General features: G+C 50.2%; 19 protein-coding genes. 11 read left to right on the forward strand and 8 right to left on the reverse strand.

The window, feature by feature from the left end:
- Nucleotides 1–59 precede the first annotated feature (59 nt).
- The gene (gene serS, locus HI950_RS17395) at nucleotides 60–1,340 is read left to right on the forward strand and encodes a serine--tRNA ligase (protein WP_169084255.1); all 1,281 of its coding nucleotides are present in this window, start codon (nucleotides 60–62) and stop codon (nucleotides 1,338–1,340) included.
- A 55-nt stretch (nucleotides 1,341–1,395) separates the two neighbouring features.
- On the opposite strand, the gene HI950_RS17400 is transcribed toward serS, so the two are convergent.
- The 3 genes from HI950_RS17400 to HI950_RS17410 form a co-directional block, all read right to left on the reverse strand.
- The gene (locus HI950_RS17400; protein ID WP_169084257.1) at nucleotides 1,396–1,815 is read right to left on the reverse strand and encodes a DUF1284 domain-containing protein; all 420 of its coding nucleotides are present in this window, start codon (nucleotides 1,813–1,815) and stop codon (nucleotides 1,396–1,398) included.
- Nucleotides 1,816–1,921: 106 nt separating this feature from the next.
- The gene (locus tag HI950_RS17405) at nucleotides 1,922–2,440 is read right to left on the reverse strand and encodes a DinB family protein (protein ID WP_169084259.1); all 519 of its coding nucleotides are present in this window, start codon (nucleotides 2,438–2,440) and stop codon (nucleotides 1,922–1,924) included.
- Nucleotides 2,441–2,511: 71 nt separating this feature from the next.
- Nucleotides 2,512–4,815, reverse strand: coding sequence for an AraC family transcriptional regulator (locus tag HI950_RS17410; RefSeq protein ID WP_169084261.1), 2,304 nt, complete (start codon nucleotides 4,813–4,815; stop codon nucleotides 2,512–2,514).
- Between the two features lie 146 nt (nucleotides 4,816–4,961).
- Between HI950_RS17410 and HI950_RS17415 the strand changes: the two genes are divergently transcribed.
- From HI950_RS17415 to HI950_RS17440, 6 genes are all read left to right on the forward strand, one after another.
- On the forward strand, nucleotides 4,962–6,479 hold the full coding sequence (locus HI950_RS17415) for an extracellular solute-binding protein (protein ID WP_169084263.1): 1,518 nt from the start codon (nucleotides 4,962–4,964) through the stop codon (nucleotides 6,477–6,479).
- Between the two features lie 251 nt (nucleotides 6,480–6,730).
- Complete coding sequence (locus tag HI950_RS17420) at nucleotides 6,731–8,287, forward strand: extracellular solute-binding protein (RefSeq protein WP_169084265.1); 1,557 nt, start codon at nucleotides 6,731–6,733, stop codon at nucleotides 8,285–8,287.
- A gap of 98 nt (nucleotides 8,288–8,385) precedes the next feature.
- Nucleotides 8,386–9,336: an ABC transporter permease gene (locus tag HI950_RS17425; protein ID WP_169084267.1), complete on the forward strand. Its 951-nt coding sequence runs from the start codon at nucleotides 8,386–8,388 to the stop codon at nucleotides 9,334–9,336.
- Nucleotides 9,337–9,376: 40 nt separating this feature from the next.
- The gene (locus HI950_RS17430; RefSeq protein ID WP_169084269.1) at nucleotides 9,377–10,252 is read left to right on the forward strand and encodes a carbohydrate ABC transporter permease; all 876 of its coding nucleotides are present in this window, start codon (nucleotides 9,377–9,379) and stop codon (nucleotides 10,250–10,252) included.
- Between the two features lie 18 nt (nucleotides 10,253–10,270).
- Nucleotides 10,271–10,771: a hypothetical protein gene (locus HI950_RS17435; protein WP_187768119.1), complete on the forward strand. Its 501-nt coding sequence runs from the start codon at nucleotides 10,271–10,273 to the stop codon at nucleotides 10,769–10,771.
- Nucleotides 10,772–10,874: 103 nt separating this feature from the next.
- On the forward strand, nucleotides 10,875–12,038 hold the full coding sequence (locus HI950_RS17440; RefSeq protein ID WP_223285344.1) for a glycoside hydrolase family 88/105 protein: 1,164 nt from the start codon (nucleotides 10,875–10,877) through the stop codon (nucleotides 12,036–12,038).
- A gap of 301 nt (nucleotides 12,039–12,339) precedes the next feature.
- Here HI950_RS17440 and HI950_RS17445 read toward each other — a convergent pair whose 3' ends face one another.
- Entirely contained in the window at nucleotides 12,340–13,062 is a 723-nt protein-coding gene (locus HI950_RS17445) for an amino acid ABC transporter ATP-binding protein (RefSeq protein ID WP_169084273.1), read from the reverse strand.
- The gene (locus HI950_RS17450) at nucleotides 13,055–14,554 is read right to left on the reverse strand and encodes an ABC transporter substrate-binding protein/permease (RefSeq protein ID WP_169084275.1); all 1,500 of its coding nucleotides are present in this window, start codon (nucleotides 14,552–14,554) and stop codon (nucleotides 13,055–13,057) included. Before HI950_RS17450 ends, HI950_RS17445 begins: the two co-directional genes overlap by 8 nt.
- 260 nt (nucleotides 14,555–14,814) lie before the next feature.
- Between HI950_RS17450 and HI950_RS17455 the strand changes: the two genes are divergently transcribed.
- From HI950_RS17455 to HI950_RS17465, 3 genes are read left to right on the forward strand one after another with little or no spacing between them, the layout of a single operon-like run.
- Nucleotides 14,815–15,138: a hypothetical protein gene (locus HI950_RS17455; protein WP_169084277.1), complete on the forward strand. Its 324-nt coding sequence runs from the start codon at nucleotides 14,815–14,817 to the stop codon at nucleotides 15,136–15,138.
- On the forward strand, nucleotides 15,108–15,932 hold the full coding sequence (gene yidC, locus HI950_RS17460) for a membrane protein insertase YidC (RefSeq protein WP_169084279.1): 825 nt from the start codon (nucleotides 15,108–15,110) through the stop codon (nucleotides 15,930–15,932). The genes HI950_RS17455 and yidC overlap by 31 nt, the downstream gene beginning before the upstream one ends.
- A gap of 14 nt (nucleotides 15,933–15,946) precedes the next feature.
- Nucleotides 15,947–16,771, forward strand: a complete 825-nt coding sequence (locus HI950_RS17465) for a sugar phosphate isomerase/epimerase family protein (RefSeq protein ID WP_169084281.1) — start codon at nucleotides 15,947–15,949, stop codon at nucleotides 16,769–16,771.
- Nucleotides 16,772–17,304: 533 nt separating this feature from the next.
- Here the strand turns inward: HI950_RS17465 and chrA are convergent.
- From chrA to chrS, 3 genes are read right to left on the reverse strand one after another with little or no spacing between them, the layout of a single operon-like run.
- Nucleotides 17,305–17,850 (reverse strand): chromate efflux transporter ChrA, encoded by a 546-nt coding sequence (chrA, locus tag HI950_RS17470; protein WP_169084283.1) that lies wholly within the window; start codon nucleotides 17,848–17,850, stop codon nucleotides 17,305–17,307.
- Complete coding sequence (chrB, locus tag HI950_RS17475; protein WP_223285345.1) at nucleotides 17,837–18,472, reverse strand: chromate efflux transporter ChrB; 636 nt, start codon at nucleotides 18,470–18,472, stop codon at nucleotides 17,837–17,839. Before chrB ends, chrA begins: the two co-directional genes overlap by 14 nt.
- A 3-nt stretch (nucleotides 18,473–18,475) precedes the next feature.
- The gene (gene chrS, locus HI950_RS17480; protein WP_169084286.1) at nucleotides 18,476–18,958 is read right to left on the reverse strand and encodes a chromate efflux transcriptional regulator ChrS; all 483 of its coding nucleotides are present in this window, start codon (nucleotides 18,956–18,958) and stop codon (nucleotides 18,476–18,478) included.
- Between the two features lie 256 nt (nucleotides 18,959–19,214).
- Here chrS and ggt point away from each other — a divergent pair, with 256 nt between their 5' ends.
- Nucleotides 19,215–20,795, forward strand: coding sequence for a gamma-glutamyltransferase (gene ggt, locus HI950_RS17485; protein ID WP_169084288.1), 1,581 nt, complete (start codon nucleotides 19,215–19,217; stop codon nucleotides 20,793–20,795).
- The last annotated feature ends 30 nt before the right edge of the window (nucleotides 20,796–20,825 follow it).

Below are 20,825 nucleotides of genomic sequence, written 5' to 3' on the forward strand. Positions count from 1 at the left end.
GTCCCATATGGGATGAGGGCGTTTTTTGTGTTTTTCTAAACGAAAAGGAGCGCGGTGACATGTTGGACATGAGATGGTTGAGGCAAAATGACGAGCAGGTACAGACGGTGGCAAATCAGAAAGGGATCAACGTTTCCATTGCTGAGCTGCTATCGTGGGATGAGAAGAAGCGGCGGCTGCTGCAGGATACGGAGGCTTTGCGAGAAATTCGCAATAAGCTCTCGCATCATATTGGAACTCTTCTGAGTCAGGGCGCTAAGCATCAAGCAGAGCAAACGAAGCAAAGCGTAAAGGAAACGAATGAGAAGCTGAATGTTCTAGAAGCGCAGCTTGCAGAGGTGGAGCGGCATATTGCAGAGCTGATGGCGCTCGTTCCTAATATCGTATCGCCAGACACGCCGGATGGCCGTTCGGATGCTGATAATGTGGAGCTGAGACGTTTTGGCGAAGCGCCAAGCTTTGCTTTCGAGCTGAAGGATCATATGGCGCTCGGCGAGCTGCATGATATGGTGGATATACAACGAGGCGTGAAGGCCGCGGGCAGCCGCAACTATTTCTTGAAGGGAGCGGGCGTCCTGCTCCATCGCGCTGTACAGCAGCTTGCCCTTGATTTGCTTTTGCAAAAGGGTTATACGCCGCTGGACGTTCCACTGATGGTCCGTACCGACGCGATGAGCAATACCGGATTTTTCCCGCTTGGCGAGGATCAGAGCTACCGGCTTACAGGCGACGATAAATGGCTGGTCGGCACCTCGGAGGTGCCGATGATCACCTACTACGCGAACGAAATCGTAGACGCAGAGAGGCCGATCAAGCTTGCAGCCGCATCGGTCTGCTTCCGCAGCGAGGTCGGCTCGGCAGGCAAAGACGTTCATGGGCTATACCGGGTTCACCAGTTCGCTAAGGTCGAGCAGGTTATTCTATGTAAGGCTGATCCCGAGCTGTCGGAAGCTCTGCTGCAGGAAATAACGGCGAACGCCGAGGAGCTGCTGCAATGCCTGGAGCTGCCTTACCGGGTTATGGCGGTATGCACAGGAGATATGTCGCAAAAAACGTATAAGCAATACGATATTGAGACATGGATGCCAAGCCGCCTTGCATACGGGGAGACGCATTCGTCGTCGAACCTGCATGATTTTCAGGCGCGCCGCTCGAATATCAGATATCGTGCCGAGGACGGCGCATTAAGGTTCTGTCACACGCTTAACAACACGGCTGTGGCAAGCCCGCGCATCCTCATACCGCTTCTCGAAAATCATCAAGAGGAGGACGGCTCGATTCGCATTCCGGCAGCGCTTCAGCCCTACATGAACGGAATGAAGCGGCTAGCTATTACGTAAAAGCAAAAATGCGGTAAGGAGCAATGCCAGGGCATCTCCTTGCCGCTTTTGCCTGTTATGCGCCTACCTTAGGCAGCGGCTTGCCTTCAACAATCAGTCCGACTCCCTCTGCGCAAACGCCATACTTCTCCCATGGGCAGGTTAAGCAAAGATGGCTAATGTCTTCCGGCACCATGGTCTTGGCTACACGGTCACAGATGGCTTGCCAGCTGCCGCGCTCGCCTGCTTTCAGACCAAGCTTGGCGAGTACGTTCGCATCCAATCCGTACACAGTGCCCACGCAATGATTGGTTTTGTCCGGCGGATAGGCTTTGCATACGTCGTCGGGACCTATTATAATCTCAACGTCGGTTTCAGGCTCCGAGCGAAGCTTTTCATATATCGCAGTCATATTGACGCAAAAATCGTCCGAATACCCCATGCCTCGGTAGCCGAGCAAACAAAGCAGATGGTGACCGCGCAAACGAATTGTCATCGCATTACCTCTCCTTCTACTAAAAAATCATGTGTGTTAACCATATTATCACATCAATAGGTTTACATACATGATTTTATGGGAGAAAGGCATAAGCGATAATTGCCTACTTCACTAAATATTTATCTTGAATGATGTTCAAATGATGAATCTCATGCCCTGCAATAATATAGGCAAGCGCCCGAGCTGAGATGTCTGCTTCGTTGGCAACACCGAGGCGAAGCCATGCCGCTTCAGACAAGCCGCGCAGCAAGGTAAGTGTAGCTCGTCTCACGGAAATGTAATCCTCGATAATTTGCGAGAAGGTCCAGTCTTGAAACGAAGCGCCGCTCATGAATTCATCCTGATCGTAGCCGGCAAGCGGCGTCTTGTCGCCACGCGCTATTCGCAGCAGGCGGTAGCTCATCACGCGTTCATTGTCCGTAATATGGCCGACAACCTCCTTGAGCGACCATTTTCCTTCTGCATAACGGTAATCGGCCCTCGCTTCGGGAATATCCGAGAGCAATTCGGTCGTGCTCGCCAGTTGTTTTTCGAGTATTTCCGTTACAGAACCCTCGCCAACCAATCCAATATATTGCTCATAATAGGGCATGTATTCTTCCTTCAATGGTCGTTGCAGCATGCACATAGCCTCCTTCTTATTTTGAAGATTATAGCACAGCTTCTTCCAAAAAAGATGGCTTTTATTTCCATCTATACGATGCGCTTCTTCTCGCGATATTGGCCGGGCGTAATGCCCTCCTGCTTGCGGAAGGATCGAATAAAGTTTTGCGGGTTGTTATAGCGAAGCTTGGCTGCGATGTCCTTGATCGGCAGCTCGCTGTCAGCAAGCCATTGTTTAGCCATTTTGAAGCGGTACATCGACAAATATTCACTAAACGAGTAGCTCGTTTCCTTGCGGAACACGCTGCTCAAATAGTTGGCATTATAGTGAAGACGCGACGCGCATTCCTCAAGCGTCAGGTCGGTATCATACTGGTGCTGCACGATATCGATGATTTTCTCCGAAATGTTATGATACTGCGCTTCCTGCCGGTCCTTGAAAATTTTGATCATCGGATAGACGACGCCGCTCCAGAACCAGTCCTCGATCTCGGCAGCGGTATGCAGCTCAAGCAGCTCCTCCAGCAGAGAGCCCTTAGACTTGTGAATCTGGCTCAAGCTTACCCCGGATTCCTGCATGACAATCAGCAGGTTGTTCAGCAGCCGGGCAAGCGGGATTTGATATTCCTGAGGGGAGATCTCAACTGCGAACACCGCCTGCAAAAAAGCTTTAAGCAGCTCTTTCGCTTTATCTTTCTCTGCCAGCTTAATGGCATCCATAAGCTCGTTCTCGATATGCGCAGGATAGTTGAGATTCAAGTAATGCTTGCCCGCGTTGACATTCTCGTATTGAATGATGATGCCTTCGCCTAATTTAATCCGGTGCTTCAGCGCCTCGAGCCCTTCCCTGTATGCGATCGCAAGCGAGGCGAAGGAGCTGAAAGGCAGGCTCATGCCGATGCTGACCTGCACGTGAAGGAAGCTGGCAATTTGCTGCTGGAGATGCTCTGTCAACGCGTATTTGGCATTATGGAAAGCTTCGAGGTCAGACTCCGTGCTGCCGATAATCGTGACGATCGTTTGATCCATTATGACCGGAGCAAGCCGCTGCTCAAAGGGGACAAGCTCCTCAACCATGTTATGGACAGCGAATAGAAGCAGCTCCAGATCGCTCTTCGAGTAACGGCTGTTATCTGAAAAATCAATTTGCAGCGTAATGGCGGCCATCGTCTTCCATTCACTCAGCTGCGTTCCGTAGCCGAATTGGATGAGCTTCCCATGGATTTCGCTCTGCTTGATATTTCCTTGAAAGGCTTTCATGAAGAAGAAGGTGCGCACCTGTGAAATATGCTGCCGAACCTCCTTCTCCAGCTCTGATTTGGATTGGAATAGATGCGAGACGCGCTCGCCAATGACTTGAAATTCATTGGTTTTTCGCTTCTGTACATCGGTTAACCGTTCGCCGACCTGATTCAGCAGGAGCTGGATCGGCGAATACATGCGGCGCGAGCCGAGCCAAGCGAGCAGCATCGACAGCGTTAGCATGAACAGGCAAACGTACAGCGTATAGGTGCCGATTTTGTTCGATTCCTTCGTCATGCTTGCGATGGAGGTCGCCGACAAATAGATCCAGCCATTGAGCTCGGAGCGATAATAGGTGATGGAGTAATCCTTCTGCTCGATGGACGCCGTGAATTGGCCGGAGGGCTCTGTCAGCTGTCCCGTATGCAGCCCGCTCACTGCCGCCGGCTTGCCGATGAGCGACTGGTTTTGATGCACCAATATGCGATATTGATCGTCCAAAATCATAATATTCGAGAAGTGCCCTTCATCGCGCTCAAGCAGCTCCTGCAGGCTGCAGGCCGGAATGTTGGCGAGCGCCAGGCCGTATTTTTCAAGTCCGTTCGTCGGAAGCTTCTTCACCAGACTGATGCTGTAGCTGCAGGCGGCGCTGCCCGCCGCCTCTTCGCTATAAAACCAGCTGGACGGGTTAAGCATCCAAGAGGTGCCTTCGGGTACTTGCGTCAGACGGGACAGCTCCTCATAATGAGCGTATTGCTCGAACGCATAGAGGCCGGAATTTTTAATCATCCAGTTATGCCGCTCGTTAATCAGCACAACATCCTCCAGCTTCGTATCGAAGGATTGCATATGACGAATTTCGCCCCGCAAGTCGTCGTACATAACAAAATCGCCCACCGTCAGCGGCTGATTCATTGCTTTTTTTAATACGGTTGAGTTAATGACCTGATTTAGCGTATGGTTGACAGTCGTCAATTTCTGCTCTACATTTGAGTTAATTTGCATAATAAGCTGCATTTTTCCTGCATTTACATTTTCCTGGATTTCCTTGGAAGATGTTGCGTAAGAGAACGCGCCGATAAAAATGACCGGAAGCGTGCCGAGCAGAAAGCCGAAGATCGTCATCTTGCTCAAAAAGGTTAAGGATCGCACAGCTATCAACACCTTGTCTAGGAATAAGAGAGCATTAGCTTTATTTTAGTAAACGCATACATTTAGAGCAATAATCATCTGGCCAGCCGATAATCATTTCCTTAGATTATGGGCGGAAAAGGCTGATATGACAAGGGGGCTGCATCATGGGCAACGGTTCGAAGATCGCTGGGCTGCGAATAAGCTGTCGCTTTTTTATAGCATGTCTGGTCCTTATCACATGCGCTTCCTGCGCGACATCCCCAGCACCAAGCAAGAGGAATGACGATAATGCAATGCCAACGATCTCGATTATGGCGCCGCTGCATTTTCCCCATCCCCCCAGCGGGGAAATCATTACAATGCTCGAGGGCTTAACGAATGTGAAGCTTGATATCAACTGGGTGCCGGACGGCATTTATACCGATAAAATGAACACGGCGCTCTCCACGAACTCGCTCAAGAAGGCAACCTTCGTGAAGCATACCGATTATATTTTTGTAAAAAATGCGATTCGCTCCGGCTCGTTCTGGGAAATCGGGCCATACCTGGAGCAATTCCCGAATTTGCGGCATTTGGATGCCGGCATTCTGGGGCAAGCGGCCATCGATGGCCGTATATATGGTCTGTACACGGAGCGTCCTTCTTCTAGGCAGGGCGTCATATTACGAGAGGACTGGCTGGATAATTTAGGGCTAGGTAAGCCGGGGACGATCGAGGAGCTGTACGAGGTGATCAAGCAGTTTACGTTGGGCGACCCGGACCGCAATGGGCAAAAGGATACCGTTGGTCTGGCTGATCGCAATGACCTTGTGTTCGGCGCCTTTAAGACGTTAAGCTCGTATTTCGGCACGCCGAACAATTGGGGCATTAAGGATAAGAAGATCGTGCCTGAATTCGAAACAGCGCCTTATATGGATACGATGAATTTCATGAAGCGACTGTACGACGAGCAGCTGATGAACGCGGATTTTGCCGTTACGAGCAAGGAAATGCAGCGGGATATTATCATACGGGGCGGGGCAGGCGTTTATATTGGCAGCATGACTGACGTGCAGCGGCTGTCGGACGAAGCGAAGCAGATCAATCCCGAGGCGCGCTTCACGCTGGTGAACCGGATCCAAGGGCCGGAGGGCTACCGCGTCTGGTCGATTCCGAACTACAACGGCCTCTATTTATTTTCGAAAAAAGCCATTCGGACCGAGGAGGAGCTGCTGGAGCAGCTTGCCTTCTTCGATCGCACGATGGATAAGGATGTTGCCAATCTTATGCGCTACGGCATAGAAGGCAAGCATTATAATATGGCTGGCAATCAGGTTCAGCTGCCTGAGGAGACCTCGCAGCTTCGCGTTACAGAGGTAAATGCGCTTTATGCGCTCATGATTGCCGACCTGAGCAATCCGAACGTGCTGAAGGCAGCGGAGAAAGAGACGATGTGGGAGATGGCGGAGCGGCTTAGCGCGGACAACGATAAATTTATCGTGAAGGACCCTACGATCGGCCTTGAATCGAAGACGTATGACGAGAAGAGCATGGAGCTGTACAAAATCATCTCCGATGCGACGTACCAATATATGCTCGGACAGATTAGCGCACAAGGCTTCTATGAGGAGGTTGACCGCTGGAAGCGCAGCGGCGGCAGCTTGATGATGAGCGAGTATACGGATGCTTATTTTCAGAGGTAGCAAGCGGACCTGGAAGAACGATAGAGAGAGCAGGGTGGAGCGTATGCTTCGCTCTGCTCTTTTTTATGCGCATAAAAATCGTTCGACCAAGCCGGTCTCGGCTTACGTGTCATCTGCAAGGGCAATAATCATTTGCTCAGATGCTCCGTAACCTGCTCGCCATATGTGCAAATGATTGTTTCGGCACTCGAATCGCGGATGCTAGCTTGAAGGGGTAGCAACCCAAAACGATATATGGAGGTCAACGCAGTATGAAGAAAAAATCGTATTCGATTCTGATGGGCGTGGTTTTGACGTTTAGCTTATTGCTCGCAGCCTGCTCAGGCGGGAATGGCGGCAGCAATAAGACAACGCCGGCACCAAGCAATGACAGCGGGGCCAAGACAGAAGAAACGGCGAAGCCAGCGGAGCCGGAGAAACCGACCGAAATTACGATTATGCTTCCTCTTAACATCGCGGAGACACCGCCGGATACGATCAAGAATGAGCTGGAAAAGCTGACGAACACGAAGCTGACGTACCAGTTTTTCCCGGCAGACACGTACGAGGAGAAGCTGAACGCCTCCTTCGCAACAGGCTCGCTGCCGCAGGTTACTTATTTGAAAAACCAAGCGACCTTCGTCCAAATGAAGGAAGCGATCCGTGACGGCCAATTCTGGGAAATCGGGCCTTATCTTAGCGAATTTCCGAACCTCGGCAAGCTGAAGGAAGAGATTTTGAACAATACGAAGGTGGATGGCAAGCTGTACTCGGTATACATCGGCAGGCCGCTAGCCCGCCAAGGCATTATTTACCGCAAGGACTGGGCGGATAAGCTTGGCCTTGCCGCGCCGGCTAATGTGGATGAGCTATATGCGATGATGGAGAAATTTACGACAGGCGACCCGGATGGCAATGGCAAGCCCGACACGATCGGCTTAGCCGATCGGAACGATCTTATTTATGGCGCATTCAAAACCGTCTCCGCATGGTTTGGCACACCGAACAACTGGGGCGAGAAGGACGGCCAGCTCGTACCTGAATTCGCGACAGCGGAGTATGCGGCAACGATGGATTTTATCAAAAAAATTCGTGATGCGAAGGCGATGAACGTAGATTTTGCCGCAACGAGCAAGACCGACCAAGTCAACATGTTTACGAGCGGCAAGGCTGGCGTATATATCGGCTCGATGCAGGATGTGGACTCTCTGGTAAAGGATCTGGTCAAAAACGTGCCGACGGCAGTCGTTGATACGCACAGCATGGTTGCCGGTCCAGACGGGAAAATGGCTTCTTGGTCCATTCCGGGCTATAACAACGTAGCCCTATTCCCTAAGTCCGCCATCAAGGATGAGGCGGAGCTAAAGGACATTTTGGCCTTCTTCGATAAGCTGATGACGCCGGAAGTGGCGAACATGATGTACTGGGGAATTGAAGGCACTCATTATACGGTAGTGGATGGCAAAGCAAAAGCATCGGCGGACAAAGAACTGACCGAGCGCGAGGTCAAGGGCTTTAAGGACAGCGTTATCGGCGAGCCGGAAACGAACGGCATGCTGGAGGGCTTCCATGAGCTCCCTGCGCGGATTCATGCGGAGCAGCTCATCGTAGAGAACGAGAAGATCGCGGTTGCCGATCCTACAGCGCCGCTAGATTCGCCAACATATACGGAGAAGGGTACGGAGCTTCAAGAAATCATTAAGGACGCAACGTACAAATATATTTACGGAGCAATCGATAAGGCTGGTTTCGACAAGGCGGTTGAGGAGTGGAAGAAGCGCGGCGGGGCTCAAATTATCGAGGAATACAATGCAGCGTACAAAAAATAACGACTAGCCGAGCTTAACAAGTTTGACACCCGCAGCACTAGAGACTGTCCGGACGACCGGGCAGTCTCCCAAACCTCCCGTGGAAAGGAAGAACCCCTATGCAGGAAACGGTCATTCAGCAGGCAAGAGTGCCTCAGCCTAGAACAAGCGAGCTCAAAAAGCGTCTTTGGAAAAACAAATGGCTCTATGTCATGCTGCTGCCGGGCGTATTTTATTTTATTATTTTCAAATATATTCCGATGTTTGGCCTTGCGATCGCCTTTCAAGACTATAAGCCGTTCAAGGGAATCGGCGGAAGCGAATGGGTTGGCTTCAAGCATTTTGAGCGATTGTTTACGGAGCCTGATTTTTTGAACATTTTGACGAATACGCTGCTGCTGTTTGGCATGAATATCCTTTTCTTTTTTCCGGTACCCATTATATTGGCACTCATGCTTAACGAGGTTCGATTGTCGTTTTTCAAAAGAACGTTTCAGACGCTTATCTATTTGCCTCACTTTATGTCTTGGGTCATTATCGTGTCGATCGGCTTCGTCATGCTAACGTCGGACGGCGGCATCGTGAACGAGCTGCTTGCGTATTTTGGATTCGAAAAAGTCAATTTCCTGCTCAGTCCCGAGTGGTTCAGACCAACGTATATCATTCAGGTCATCTGGCGGGAAGCGGGTTGGGGAACGATCATATATTTGGCGGCCATCGCCTCCGTAGATCCTGGCCTCTATGAAGCGGCGCGCATGGATGGCGCCGGGCGCCTGAGACAGGTGTGGCATATTACGCTGCCTGCGATTCGAAGCGTCATTATCATTCTGCTTATTTTGAAAATCGGCGATGTGCTTGAGCTTGGCTTCGAGCATGTGTATCTGCTGCTGAATTCGATGAATCGGGATGTTGCCGAAATTATTGATACGTATGTATATACGGCAGGGCTGAGGCAGGGGCAGTTCAGCTACAGCACCGCGATCGGCTTCTTCAAATCGTTTATCGGACTCGTGCTTGTCATGGCGGCGAATAGGCTGGCGAAGAAGATGGGTGAGGAAGGCGTTTATTAAGGCAGGGCGTTTTGAGTAAAAAACTTTAGGAGGGTTCAGCATGGTAGAGGATAAAACGCTCGGTGGCCGGCTTTTCCAGATCGTGAACTTTACGCTGCTCGCCATTATCGCGCTCGTTACGGTGCTCCCGTTCCTGCATGTCGTTGCCGGATCGTTCACGACAAGTGCCGAGATGGCGATGAAGAAATTCATTCTTGTGCCAACGATTTGGAGCTTTGATGCCTATACATTTATATTTTCGACCGATACGATTTTCCGAGCGATGGCGGTTTCGACTGGCGTTACGTTATTTGGCACGCTGTTCAGCATGTTCACGACTGCCTTGATGGCGTATGGCTTGTCGCGGAGAGACCTCGATGGGCGCAAGGCCATCATGTTTCTCGTTGTATTCACGATGCTGTTCAGCGGCGGGTTGATCCCGACGTTTCTTGTGGTGCGTGAGATGGGGCTGATCGACAGCTACTTGGCGCTTATTATTCCGTCAGCGATCAGTGCGTTTAACCTGATTATTTTGAAAAACTTTTTTCAAAATATTCCCGAAGGGCTTGAGGAATCGGCAAAAATAGACGGGTGCACCGACTTCGGCATTTTGTTCCGTATCGTGCTTCCGCTCTCCATGCCCGCTATCGCGACGATTTCATTGTTCTATGCGGTGACGTATTGGAACACGTATTTGAGCGCCATTCTGTATTTGGATGACAGCGCCAAATGGCCGATTCAAGTGCTGCTCCGCCAAATCGTCGTGCTTGCCAGCGGTCTGGATTACAGCTCCGATCTGGACGCAGCCGTGCCGCCGCCAGATCAGACGGTGAAGATGGCCGTTATCGTGGTGGCAACACTGCCCATTCTGGTCGTATATCCGTTCTTGCAAAAGCATTTCGCCAAAGGGGCTATGCTGGGATCGATTAAAGGCTAACGTCGGGAGGGTGCCTTAATGTCATTAAGTCAGAACGAGGTTCAGCAGCTGCTGACCGATATGGATGGGCTTTTCGCCGAGCTAGCGGCTTGGCAAGCAGGCCAGTACGATCCGCCGAGCGAAGGCTTTTATTACGCAAAAAGCTCTCGTTGCTCCAGTGGGCGCAAGCCGGATATTGAATCGACGGGTCAAGCGCTAAATATGCTGGAGCGTCCCGGCCTGCTGGAATCGATGACGGAGGAGGAGCTGCAGTTCATCCTCCAGACGACACTCCATAACATGAGCAGACTGCTTCGTTCAGACGGGGGCTTCTCGCGCGAGCTGGCTCACTCGCCATCCGCTCCGAATGTTGCGCAGGTGAAGGAGGGGGAGCATTATCAAGGAATGCCAAGGCCTGTCTATTTAAGCGAAGGAAAAATAGAGGGCGATATGAATGCGGCTACGCAGGCGCTGTTAATCCGCTCCTTATGCTACGAGCTTGCTGGGGTGGAGGAGCCGCTTTTAAAGCAGGAGCCTTAGGTGCTTTGTACGATTTGTTCAAATAAGCATGTGTTTCTCATGCTTTAGGCGCGTGCGCGGCTTATCGAAATATAGTTGAACAATCGAGAGGGGACTAATGACGATGCTGACTGAACGGATAACGACACCGATTGGATGGGCAAGAGCCGCTTGCGATTCTTTAATGAGCGCATATTTGCCGGAGGAGCTTCCTCCTGCGGGCCGTTGGCATTATCATCAGGGCGTATTTCTTTGCGGCATGGAGCTGCTGTGGCGGGCGGAGAGGGATGACCGCTATGATGCCTACATAAAACGTTACGTGGATAAGCTGGTCGACGATTACGGCAATTTTGATTTTGCCCGCGATGAGCTGGATGCGATACAGGCAGGCCTGCTGCTGTTCCGGCTTGATGAACGGAGCGGTTTGACTGGTCATGCAGGCGGAAATGAAAAGGGAATTGCAAACGGCGATAAAGGCAGTAATAAATACGGGAATAAAAGCAAATACCGAGCGGCGGCAGATAAGCTGCGCAGTCTGTTCGACACGCTCCACCGCACCTCTGAGGGCGGCTTCTGGCATAAGGACAAATACGCCTACAACATGTGGCTGGACGGTCTATATATGGGCGGTGTATTTGCGCTAAAATATGCGAATGCCTATGGGGACAAGGGACTGCGTGATATGGTGCTTCACCAGGAGCAGCTGATGCGCCGTTACATGAGGGATGAGAAGACCGGGCTGCTGTATCATGCATGGGATGAGAGCAGGCAGATGCCTTGGGCTGATCCTGAGACAGGCTGCTCGCCGGAATTTTGGGGACGATCCCTCGGGTGGTACGGGCTCGCCGCAGCTCAGTTTTTGGATGAAATAGCGGAGGGAGAAGCGGGGCGCGCCGAGCTTGAAGCAGTGCTCGCTGATTTCTCGCGGGCGCTAATTAAGTATCAGGATGCGAAGAGCGGGCTATGGTACCAGGTAGTAGATAAAGGGCATTTGGCGGATAATTGGCTAGAAACCTCCTGCACCTGCTTGTTCGTTTACACGCTCGCTAGAGCCTATAAGCTTGGCCTGGTCGGGGAAGATTGCTTGGAAGCGGCAAAGCTAGGGTTTGAGGGACTCGTGCGCGTGGTGCAGTATGACGAGCAAGGTCGCTTCATCCTGCCGGATATTTGCATTGGCACCTCAGCCGGCGATTACGAGAACTATGTCACACGTCCAACTAGCCAGAACGATTTGCATGGCGTCGGCGCGTTCGTTATGGCCTGCGTCGAGATGGAGTCGCTTATGTAAAAAAGAAAGCTCTGCGGCTGTTGCAGCCGCAGAGCTTTCTTTTGAATGATGGGGCTTGGCGGAAGGACAAAGTCTGTGCCTACACTGCACTTTGTGCAATTGAATCGTCCAAAGGGCGGTCTCATGGGTCAAAGACCTTTCAATCTGCTGCATAAAGTGCAATGTAGCTTAACGAGTTTAGTTCCATGTAACGTATCTGTTGCAGAAACTACAACGCACCAAGGATTCCAGTCAACTCATTGGCTAGTTGATGCAAATTAGTCCTTACGAAATTCTCTCTATCCTGCTAGGAAGAAACGATCTAAAGCACCTGCTCCAGAAATCGCGCGGCGCGCTCGCTTTGCGGCTTCGTGAAAAACTGCTCCGGATTCGTCCGTTCAACCAGCTTGCCGTCATCGAGGAAATAGATCGTATCCGCTGCTTCGCGGGCGAACTTCATCTCATGCGTCACGATCAGCATCGTCATGCCGCTGTCTGCGAGACTGCGAATGACGTTCAGCACTTCCTTCACCATCTCGGGGTCAAGCGCCGAGGTGGGCTCGTCGAACAGCATAATGTCGGGCTCCATCGCAAGGCTTCTTGCGATAGCCACCCGCTGCTTCTGTCCGCCGGACAAGCGCGAGGGATAGCTGTCCGCTTTGTCTGATAGACCAACGCGCGCAAGCAGCTCGGTAGCTTTGGAACGGGCTTCCTCAGCGGACATTCCCTTAACCTGAATCGGAGCAAATGTAATGTTATCGATGACCGTCATATGCGGAAATAGATGAAAATGCTGGAACACCATGCCGATCCGCTGGCGAACGCGGGCAATATCGGTTTTTGGGTCGGTAATTGCCGTGCCGTCAATCGTAATCGTTCCGCTAGTTGGCGTCTCGAGCATATTCAAGCAGCGAAGGAAGGTGGATTTGCCTGAGCCGGATGGTCCGATCAGCGCCACGACCTCCCCTTTTTCTACTGTAGTTGTAATGCCTTTTAGCACTTGGTTTTTGCCGAAGGCTTTCGTTAAGTCGGTTACATTAATCACTGCGGCGCAGCCTCCTTTCGAGCATACGGGCAAACGAAGTTAAGATAAGAACGAGCACATAGTAAATGGCGGCAATAAATAAAAGCACTTCAAAGGATTTGAATGTGTCGGAGCGCACAACGTCTGCTCGGCGCATCAAATCGGTTACACCAATGATAGAAACGAGTGACGATTCCTTAAGCAAAGCGACGCATTCGTTCACGAGCGCCGGCAAAATCGTGCGCAGCGCCTGTGGGAAAATGATGCGCAGCATCATCGTCCGGTAAGGGATGCCGAGTGCGATTGCAGCCTCGCGCTGCCCTTTGTCGACAGCCATAATGCCGCCGCGAATCGTTTCGGATAAATATGCCGCCGAGTTGAGACCAAATGCCAGGCCGGCAGCCATAAGCGCAGGAATCTTATAATCGAATATTTGCGGGATCGCATAATAAATGAGCGTAAGCTGAACGAGCAGCGGGGTGCCGCGGAATACGGATGTATAAGCGGTCGCGAACCATTCGAGCGGCTTAATGCCGGATATTTTGAACAACGACAATATCGTACCCCACACAAGCCCGAATAACGCCGAGACAAGCGTAAAGAGCAAGGTGACGTAAACGCCTTTTAGAATATAGGGAATGTAGCCCTTAAGAATGCTAAAGTCGATGTTGAGCAGATTATTGGACGCTTCCTTTCCTTCAGGAAACCAAGTCTGCACAATTTCATCAAGCTTGCCGTTTTCTTTCATTTCCGCTAGGATGCCATTAAATTCGTCTACAAGGGGAGATTGCTTCGGAAATGCTAGGGAATAGCCGTTTTCTGCAGATTCGGCAGGCAGGAAATTCATCACTAATTCCGAATTTAGGTTGGTCATCTCGATAGCTACTGCGTCCTCAACGATAGCTGCATCGATGCGGTCGGAGTTAAGCTCTTGAATGAGATCAGGAATTTTATTAAGCTTTTTGAGCACCGCGCCTTCAATGGTTTCCGCATATAGATCCTGCGTGGAGCCAAGCTGAGTGCCAATTTTTTTGCCGATGAGCGACTCTTCCGTCTCCAGTGGCGCTGATTTCTTAGATACAATCGTATTGCGCGCAGCATAATAGTTGTCAGAAAAATCGACGCTCTGCCTTCGCTCGTCTGTAGCGGACATTGCGGACATGACAAAGTCGACTCGGCCGCTTTGGAGCCCGGCAATAAGCCCATTGAAATCCATGTTCGCGATTTCCAGTTCATAACCGAGTTGGCTGGTGATATACTTGGCTATATCGATATCTAAGCCGACGATTTCGCCGTTGTTCTTAGCGTCTACGCTCTCATACGGCGGATAATCCGCTGAGGTGCCCATCACAAGCGTCTTTTTCTGTCCGGCACTCGTCGTATCAGATGCGCTTTCTGCGCTTACGGTACTAGAGCCGCCTTTTCCCATGGGAAAGACTTGCCCAATGGCCAGAAACAGAATCGTTGCGGTTATGAGTGATAAATAAATGATTTTCAGCTTTTTTTGATTCATGTTGTCCTCTTTCTTCTTCATTTATTGTCTTCGGGTGACTGCAACATTAGAAAGTATAGGGTGTTCGCTATCCTTTGTAAATAACCAATAAGAAGCGATTCGTAACATTTTTGTAATTTGGGAATTCGTACTAGCATGAGAATTACTGTTATAATATCCAGATAGAATGAAATCTATTTAGATGAATGCAGCTTCAGGGCGAAACGGTGCCCTTCATAAGCCGTAATGGAAGATACGAATAAGGAAGGGAGGTGAATACATTGTTTGAGCTAGAGCTGCATGACGTCATACCGTATTTGATTTCGATCAGTCTGCTTTGTTCCTTGGCTTATGCTTACGCTTCACATTTGCATACGGGAGCTTATGAGTATTGGGAACGGGATCAAGTGATCAATATATTATATATTTCACTGCCACAGGTTCTGATTCATACGGTTCCGCTGCATCATTGGTTAGCCAGAAAGGTGAAGCGGAAGGAATCACCCGATGACGACATAGCAGATTGCTCCGCCTCGTTTGCTCAGAAACTTTCAAACAAACGAGGAGGATTTTTATGCAAAAGAGCAATGTATTCCCTTCATTAAAAAATGGACGTCTGTTTTTGGCCGGCATGATGCTGGCAGTTTTACTTCTGGTGAGCGGCTGCAGTACGGCTAGCGGAACGATTGACGGCAATACGCCGGGGATATTTAACCACTACGTGATTTATCCGCTGTCGGCTGTTCTCCAATATCTCGCCGATATGTTCGGCGGCAATTACGGTTTTGCGATTATCGGCATTACGCTTATTATCAGGCTTGTTCTTCTGCCGCTCATGATGCGCCAATATCGCTCGCAAAATCAAATGAAAACGAAGATGGCGGCGCTTCAGCCAGAGCTTAACCAGCTCAAAGAGAAGTACAAGAACAAAACGGATGCCGATTCCAAGCAGAAGCTGCAGCAGGAAACGATGCAGCTGTACCAGAAGCATCAGGTTAATCCGCTTGCTATCGGCTGCTTGCCGATGCTCATTCAAATGCCGATACTGATGGGACTCTATTCAGCGATCAAGCTGACGCCCGAGCTGGCGGATCATTCCTTCCTCTGGTTTAAGCTGGGCTCGCCTGATATTGTGCTTCCGATTATCGCGGCGCTCGTTTATTTTGTACAGTTCAAAGTGTCGCAGACAGCGCAGCCGAACGCAAATGATGCTCAAATGAAGCAGCTTGCGTTCATGGGCTATCTATCTCCGATTTTAATGGGCGTTTTCGCATTGTCAGCGCCTGCCGCTATCTCGCTATATTGGGTAACTGGCGGCTTGTTCATGATTGCACAATCCTATCTAGCCAAGAGAGTGTACACTCCGAAGGTGGAGGTTGCACTTAAAGGCAGCGTATAAAAGGGGACGATCAGATGTCAGTCGGTGTATTAGCTCATTTATTCGGAAGCCTGCCCTACAGGGAGCTTGCTCCAAAAGTAGCGGAGAGCGGCTTCAGCCATGTGCAGCTTGCTTTATGGAAATCGATTAGCGATGTTGATTTCAGCAAGCCCGGCAATATAAGTCCGGGCCTTGCGAATGCAATCGGCGAGCAATTCGATAAGAACGGCGTAGCGATCTCGGTGCTTGGCTGCTACGTGCATTTGTTCGATCGCAACGAGGAGGTTCGCCGTGCTAACGTGAATCGCTTCAAGGAGCTGCTGCGCTATGCAAAATTTTTTGGAGCGCCAATGGTAGCTGCGGAGACCGGACGAAATGAGGACGGGAATTACACTGACCGCGACTGGTCAATTATGAAATCGACGCTTGAAGAGCTGGTCGAGGAAGCCGAGAAGTGGGGCGTCTTTGTCGGGCTTGAAGCGGCCCACGGCCACTTGATTGGAACGGCTCCCGAGCTTGCTCGAATGCTGGAGGAGGTTCCATCCTCTAATATTGGTGTCGTAATTGATCCCGGCAACCTGCTGACGGCTGCTAATTTTGCGAAGCAGGATCAAGTGATCGAAGAAGCGTTCGAGCTGCTGGGCAACCGCATTATTGCGGCTCATGCTAAGGATCGCATCCTGCTGGATAGCGGCGAATTGGCGACCGTAACGGCCGGCCTCGGACAGATGAATTATGAGCTGTATATGAAGCTACTTAATCAATACAAGCCGCATGTGCACATCATTATGGAGGAAGCGAAAGAACATCAGATGGCGCAATCAAAGGCTTATATGGATGGGATACGCGGACGGGTATAGGGATGAGAAAAACAGTAGTCTTGGGGCGATTCCTGGGCTGCTGTTTTTTTTATGCTTTACTTGAAATATTTTGGAGTAAATCAAGTAGTTTTTGTTTTCACATCAGCGGGGAAAATTCCTCATAAAACCTTACGTTTTGTATGTACTTCTAATATGAAATTGTTTTTGAAACGATCAGACTCCTTCAAAACATAAAGAACAATATCCGTCCAAGAATCTATAACGTTGCTTCTTCTATTTATATTGATTTTATTTTTTCTAAAGCTTGTTTTGAGGTTCGAACATTCATCTTTTTCAAAATACGGCTTACTTGCGTATAAGCATATCAGGAAAAAAGTGATTCTTAAGAAGTCAGCATCAGATAATGAAAATATTAGTGCGAATTTGAGCTTTGGGATATTTGAGGAAAAGCAAGTATTGGCCCAAAAAGGAATTTTGTTAACGACAACGCCGTAATAGTGGATCGGCAATAAATAGGACAGTCCTTCCCGCAAAGAAACTTAACGGGCAGTACTGTCCTGTTTGCTCATAAATTACAGCACATTCAAATGAGGAATCACAAGTCCGCCATAAGCGAATGCGATCACAATGACAATGGCTGGGTGGATCTTGCGGAATTGCATCGCCCAGAAGGCAACGGCAGCAATGATAAGCGATTGAATAATGCCGATAGATTCGACGGAGCTCTGAGCCATTTGCCAAGTCAGCAGCAGCATCATCATGGCGATGACGGGCTGTACGAGCAGGGTCATCCCTTTTACGACGGATGATTGGCGATGCTTCTGAAGCACCTTGAGCAGTAGAATAAGCGCTACGGCTGAGGGTACGATGGTTGCCGCCAAGGCGATAATAGAGCCGATCCAGCCGCCAACATCGTAGCCGACAAATGCGGCGATCTTTGTTGCGATTGGGCCTGGGAGTGCGTTGCCTAGGGCGAGTATGTTCGAGAACTCGACCGGCGTCGTCCACTCATGGTTGGTCACGATTTCCCGGTACATGAGCGGGATGGATGCGGGGCCGCCGCCGTAGCCAAGGACGTTAGCTATAAAGAAACCAATGACTAAATTAATCCATTCCACGCGTTACACCCTCCTTCTGCCGTGCGCTGCGCTGCTGCTTCTGTTGTTTTCTTCGCTGAAGGGCAGCGACCGTTCTTAGATGAAAGGCGCCATAACCAAGAAATAATACGATAACGATAGCGGGATGAATATGAATACCCTGCAGAAGTCCGAATGCCAAAGCAAAGAAACCGAAACCGACATATTTGCCGAGCCCTTTGACGGCCCGTTCACCGAATTCATAGGCCATCATGCCAAGCATGACGGCGATAACAGGTGTGACTGCGCCGATCATGCCCTGAATGAAGGCGGCGCTGCTTAGAAATTGAACGGTCGTTAATAGCAATATCATCGCTATACCTGACGGGACAATGTGAGCCAGAACGGATACGATGGCGCCTAAAGTCCCTTTTTCGCGATAGCCAAGATAAGCGGCGATCTTCGTTGCGATAGGTCCAGGCAAAGCATTGGCAAGAGCAAGAATTTCACCAAATTCCTCATCTTCGATCCATTTGTAATTCGTAACCGCCTCGTAGCGAATAAGCGGAATAACAGACGGACCGCCGCCGTAGCCGATAATGCCTGTTTTCATCATAGCCCACGATAGCTGCATATAACGGTTGCTCATTATTTTGCTCGCCATCCGTTACAACCTCATTCCCATACGGCTCTTATAACGATTAATGAGGACCTGACAGTCTACGCTCATAATGCCGGGCAGCGTGTACAGCTTATCCTTTAGAAAATGCTCCATCTCCTGATTGTTGCGGAATAGACCGTGCATATGTAATTTGCTCGGACCGGTCATATGGTAAAGGCTCGTTACAAATGGTTCAGTTGAAAGCTGATCGGCAACGGCATGCAGATGCTTCGGCTCAACCTCAACGTTAAAAAAGGCCGAAACGTGAATGCCGATTCGCTCTGGGTTAATAACGGCTGTAAATCGTTCGATTACGCCGCCATCCATCAGCGCATTAATGCGGGACTGAACGGCTACTCGCGACAAACCGATCTCTTTTGCGAGGTCTGTGTAAGATATTCTTCCGTTAATGTTGAGTTCAGCTATGATTTTACGATCAATATCATCGATTTCCATCGTAGTGGTTTCATCGACTGGTTTCGTTTGCATATTTATATCAGCTCCAATTTCATTTGGTTACATTTCAATATGTCTTGTAATATCACCATTCAATTACCATATGTATAAATATATACACAAGTTCATTCGTTTTCAATACAATATATTAAAAGTGATTACATTTTAGTTGCCTATCATCTATTAAGATGGTATTTTAAAATCATAAACGATGTTATATTATCTATCATAATAAATAATCGTATTGCGAGATCCATTCAATAGGAAATTATTTTTGGGAGTGGTAGCTGTGAATCAGTCCGTAATCGGTACAAAAGCAATGGTCGTAAGTCCACATTATCTAGCTACTGCGGCTGGCGCTCGTATTTTAGAGCAGGGCGGCAATGCGTTTGACGCCGCTGTCGCTGTCAGTGCATGCCTTGCAGTCGTTTACCCGCATATGACGAGTCTCGGAGGAGATTCTTTTTGGCTGAGCTACCAGCATACGGAAGGCAAGGTGCGCGGTTATAACGCAAGCGGCAGATCAGGCTATAACGCGAGCATCAGCGCATATGCAGGGGTGGCGGCGATTCCGAATCGAGGCATTGGCAGCATCGTAACGGTGCCCGGAATGGTAGACGGCTGGGATGCGGTTCACCGCGAGTACGGTCGCTTGGAGTGGGCGAAGGTGCTTGCTCCCGCGATTGAATATGCCGAGAACGGTTTTCCGATGACGAAGGATCAATATAACAATACCGTTCATAACGAAGCTGTGCTTGCGAGGACGCTTGAGACGGCGGATATTTACTTGCCTGGGGGCCAACCGGTTAAGACGGGGGAGCGCTTCAAGCAGGACGCCCTTGCAAAGACGCTGCGCCGCTTAGCCGAGTTTGGACGCGATGAATTTTATAAAGGCGAGACCGCGAAGGAGATTACGAATTTCCTTGGGAAGCATGATGGACTCCTGACAGCAGATGATTTTGCCGATCACCATGGTGATTGGGTAACGCCGATCGAGGGGTCATACCGAGGCTACACGCTTCATCAAATGCCGCCGAACTCGCAGGGCTTCTCCGGCATTATGGCGCTTCATATATTGGAGCAGTTCAAGCTGGGCGAAATCGCGCATGGCTCGCATGACTATTATCAGCTTTGCATTGAGGCGCTTAAGCTGAGCTTCCGTGACCGGAATAAATATCTAACCGATCCAGCCTTTACGAAGGTGCCGCTTGAGCGGCTGCTGGACAAAAGCTATGCAGCAAGCTTAGCTGCTTCTATTGAATTAAACCGTGCTTCAACGGAAAAATCAGAGGTGCTTGGCAGCGACACTGCTTATGCAGCCGTCGTGGACGAGGAGGGGAATTCGGTCTCCTTTATCCAAAGCTTGTATTTCGAGTTTGGATCTGGTGTCGTAGCAGGCAATACGGGTGTTTTATTGCAAAATCGCGGCTCGTTCTTCTCGCTGGACCCGGGGCATGTGAACAGTTTGAAACCAGCCAAAAGAACGTTCCACACGCTTATGCCGGCAATGGCTTGCCGAGATGGCAAGCCTGCAGTGCTATATGGCACGCAAGGCGGGGAAGGGCAGCCGCAAACACAGACGGCGATTTTTACGCGAATGATTGATTACGGCATGAACCCGCAGCAAGCGATTAACGAGCCTAGGTGGGTATGGGGCCGAACATGGGGAGAGGCTACACAGGAGCTGAAAATAGAAGGACGCGTCTCCGCCGAGGTATTGGAGTCTCTGGCGCTAGCAGGCCATATCGTGCGGAAGGTGAATGATTTTGACGGCATTATGGGGCATGCCCATGCGATTATGCGTGACGAGCAGGGCTTCCTGCAAGGCGGCTCGGACCCGCGCAGCGATGGCGCGGCTATAGGTTGGTAGAGCGATGATGAGCGATGTGGAGGCAGAGAT

It is taken from the genome of Paenibacillus sp. PL91 (assembly GCF_012935325.2).
In the GTDB taxonomy this organism is placed as follows: Bacteria; Bacillota; Bacilli; order Paenibacillales; family Paenibacillaceae; genus Pristimantibacillus.

Coding starts and splice junctions, on each gene's coding strand:
- serS (WP_169084255.1), top strand. CDS start 60: ATGTTGGACATGAGATGGTTGAGGCAAAATGACGAGCAGGTACAGACG.
- HI950_RS17400 (WP_169084257.1), bottom strand. CDS start 1,815: ATGACAATTCGTTTGCGCGGTCACCATCTGCTTTGTTTGCTCGGCTAC.
- HI950_RS17405 (WP_169084259.1), bottom strand. CDS start 2,440: ATGCTGCAACGACCATTGAAGGAAGAATACATGCCCTATTATGAGCAA.
- HI950_RS17415 (WP_169084263.1), top strand. CDS start 4,962: ATGGGCAACGGTTCGAAGATCGCTGGGCTGCGAATAAGCTGTCGCTTT.
- HI950_RS17420 (WP_169084265.1), top strand. CDS start 6,731: ATGAAGAAAAAATCGTATTCGATTCTGATGGGCGTGGTTTTGACGTTT.
- HI950_RS17425 (WP_169084267.1), top strand. CDS start 8,386: ATGCAGGAAACGGTCATTCAGCAGGCAAGAGTGCCTCAGCCTAGAACA.
- HI950_RS17430 (WP_169084269.1), top strand. CDS start 9,377: ATGGTAGAGGATAAAACGCTCGGTGGCCGGCTTTTCCAGATCGTGAAC.
- HI950_RS17435 (WP_187768119.1), top strand. CDS start 10,271: ATGTCATTAAGTCAGAACGAGGTTCAGCAGCTGCTGACCGATATGGAT.
- HI950_RS17440 (WP_223285344.1), top strand. CDS start 10,875: ATGCTGACTGAACGGATAACGACACCGATTGGATGGGCAAGAGCCGCT.
- HI950_RS17450 (WP_169084275.1), bottom strand. CDS start 14,554: ATGAATCAAAAAAAGCTGAAAATCATTTATTTATCACTCATAACCGCA.
- yidC (WP_169084279.1), top strand. CDS start 15,108: ATGCAAAAGAGCAATGTATTCCCTTCATTAAAAAATGGACGTCTGTTT.
- HI950_RS17465 (WP_169084281.1), top strand. CDS start 15,947: ATGTCAGTCGGTGTATTAGCTCATTTATTCGGAAGCCTGCCCTACAGG.
- chrB (WP_223285345.1), bottom strand. CDS start 18,472: ATGGCGAGCAAAATAATGAGCAACCGTTATATGCAGCTATCGTGGGCT.
- chrS (WP_169084286.1), bottom strand. CDS start 18,958: ATGCAAACGAAACCAGTCGATGAAACCACTACGATGGAAATCGATGAT.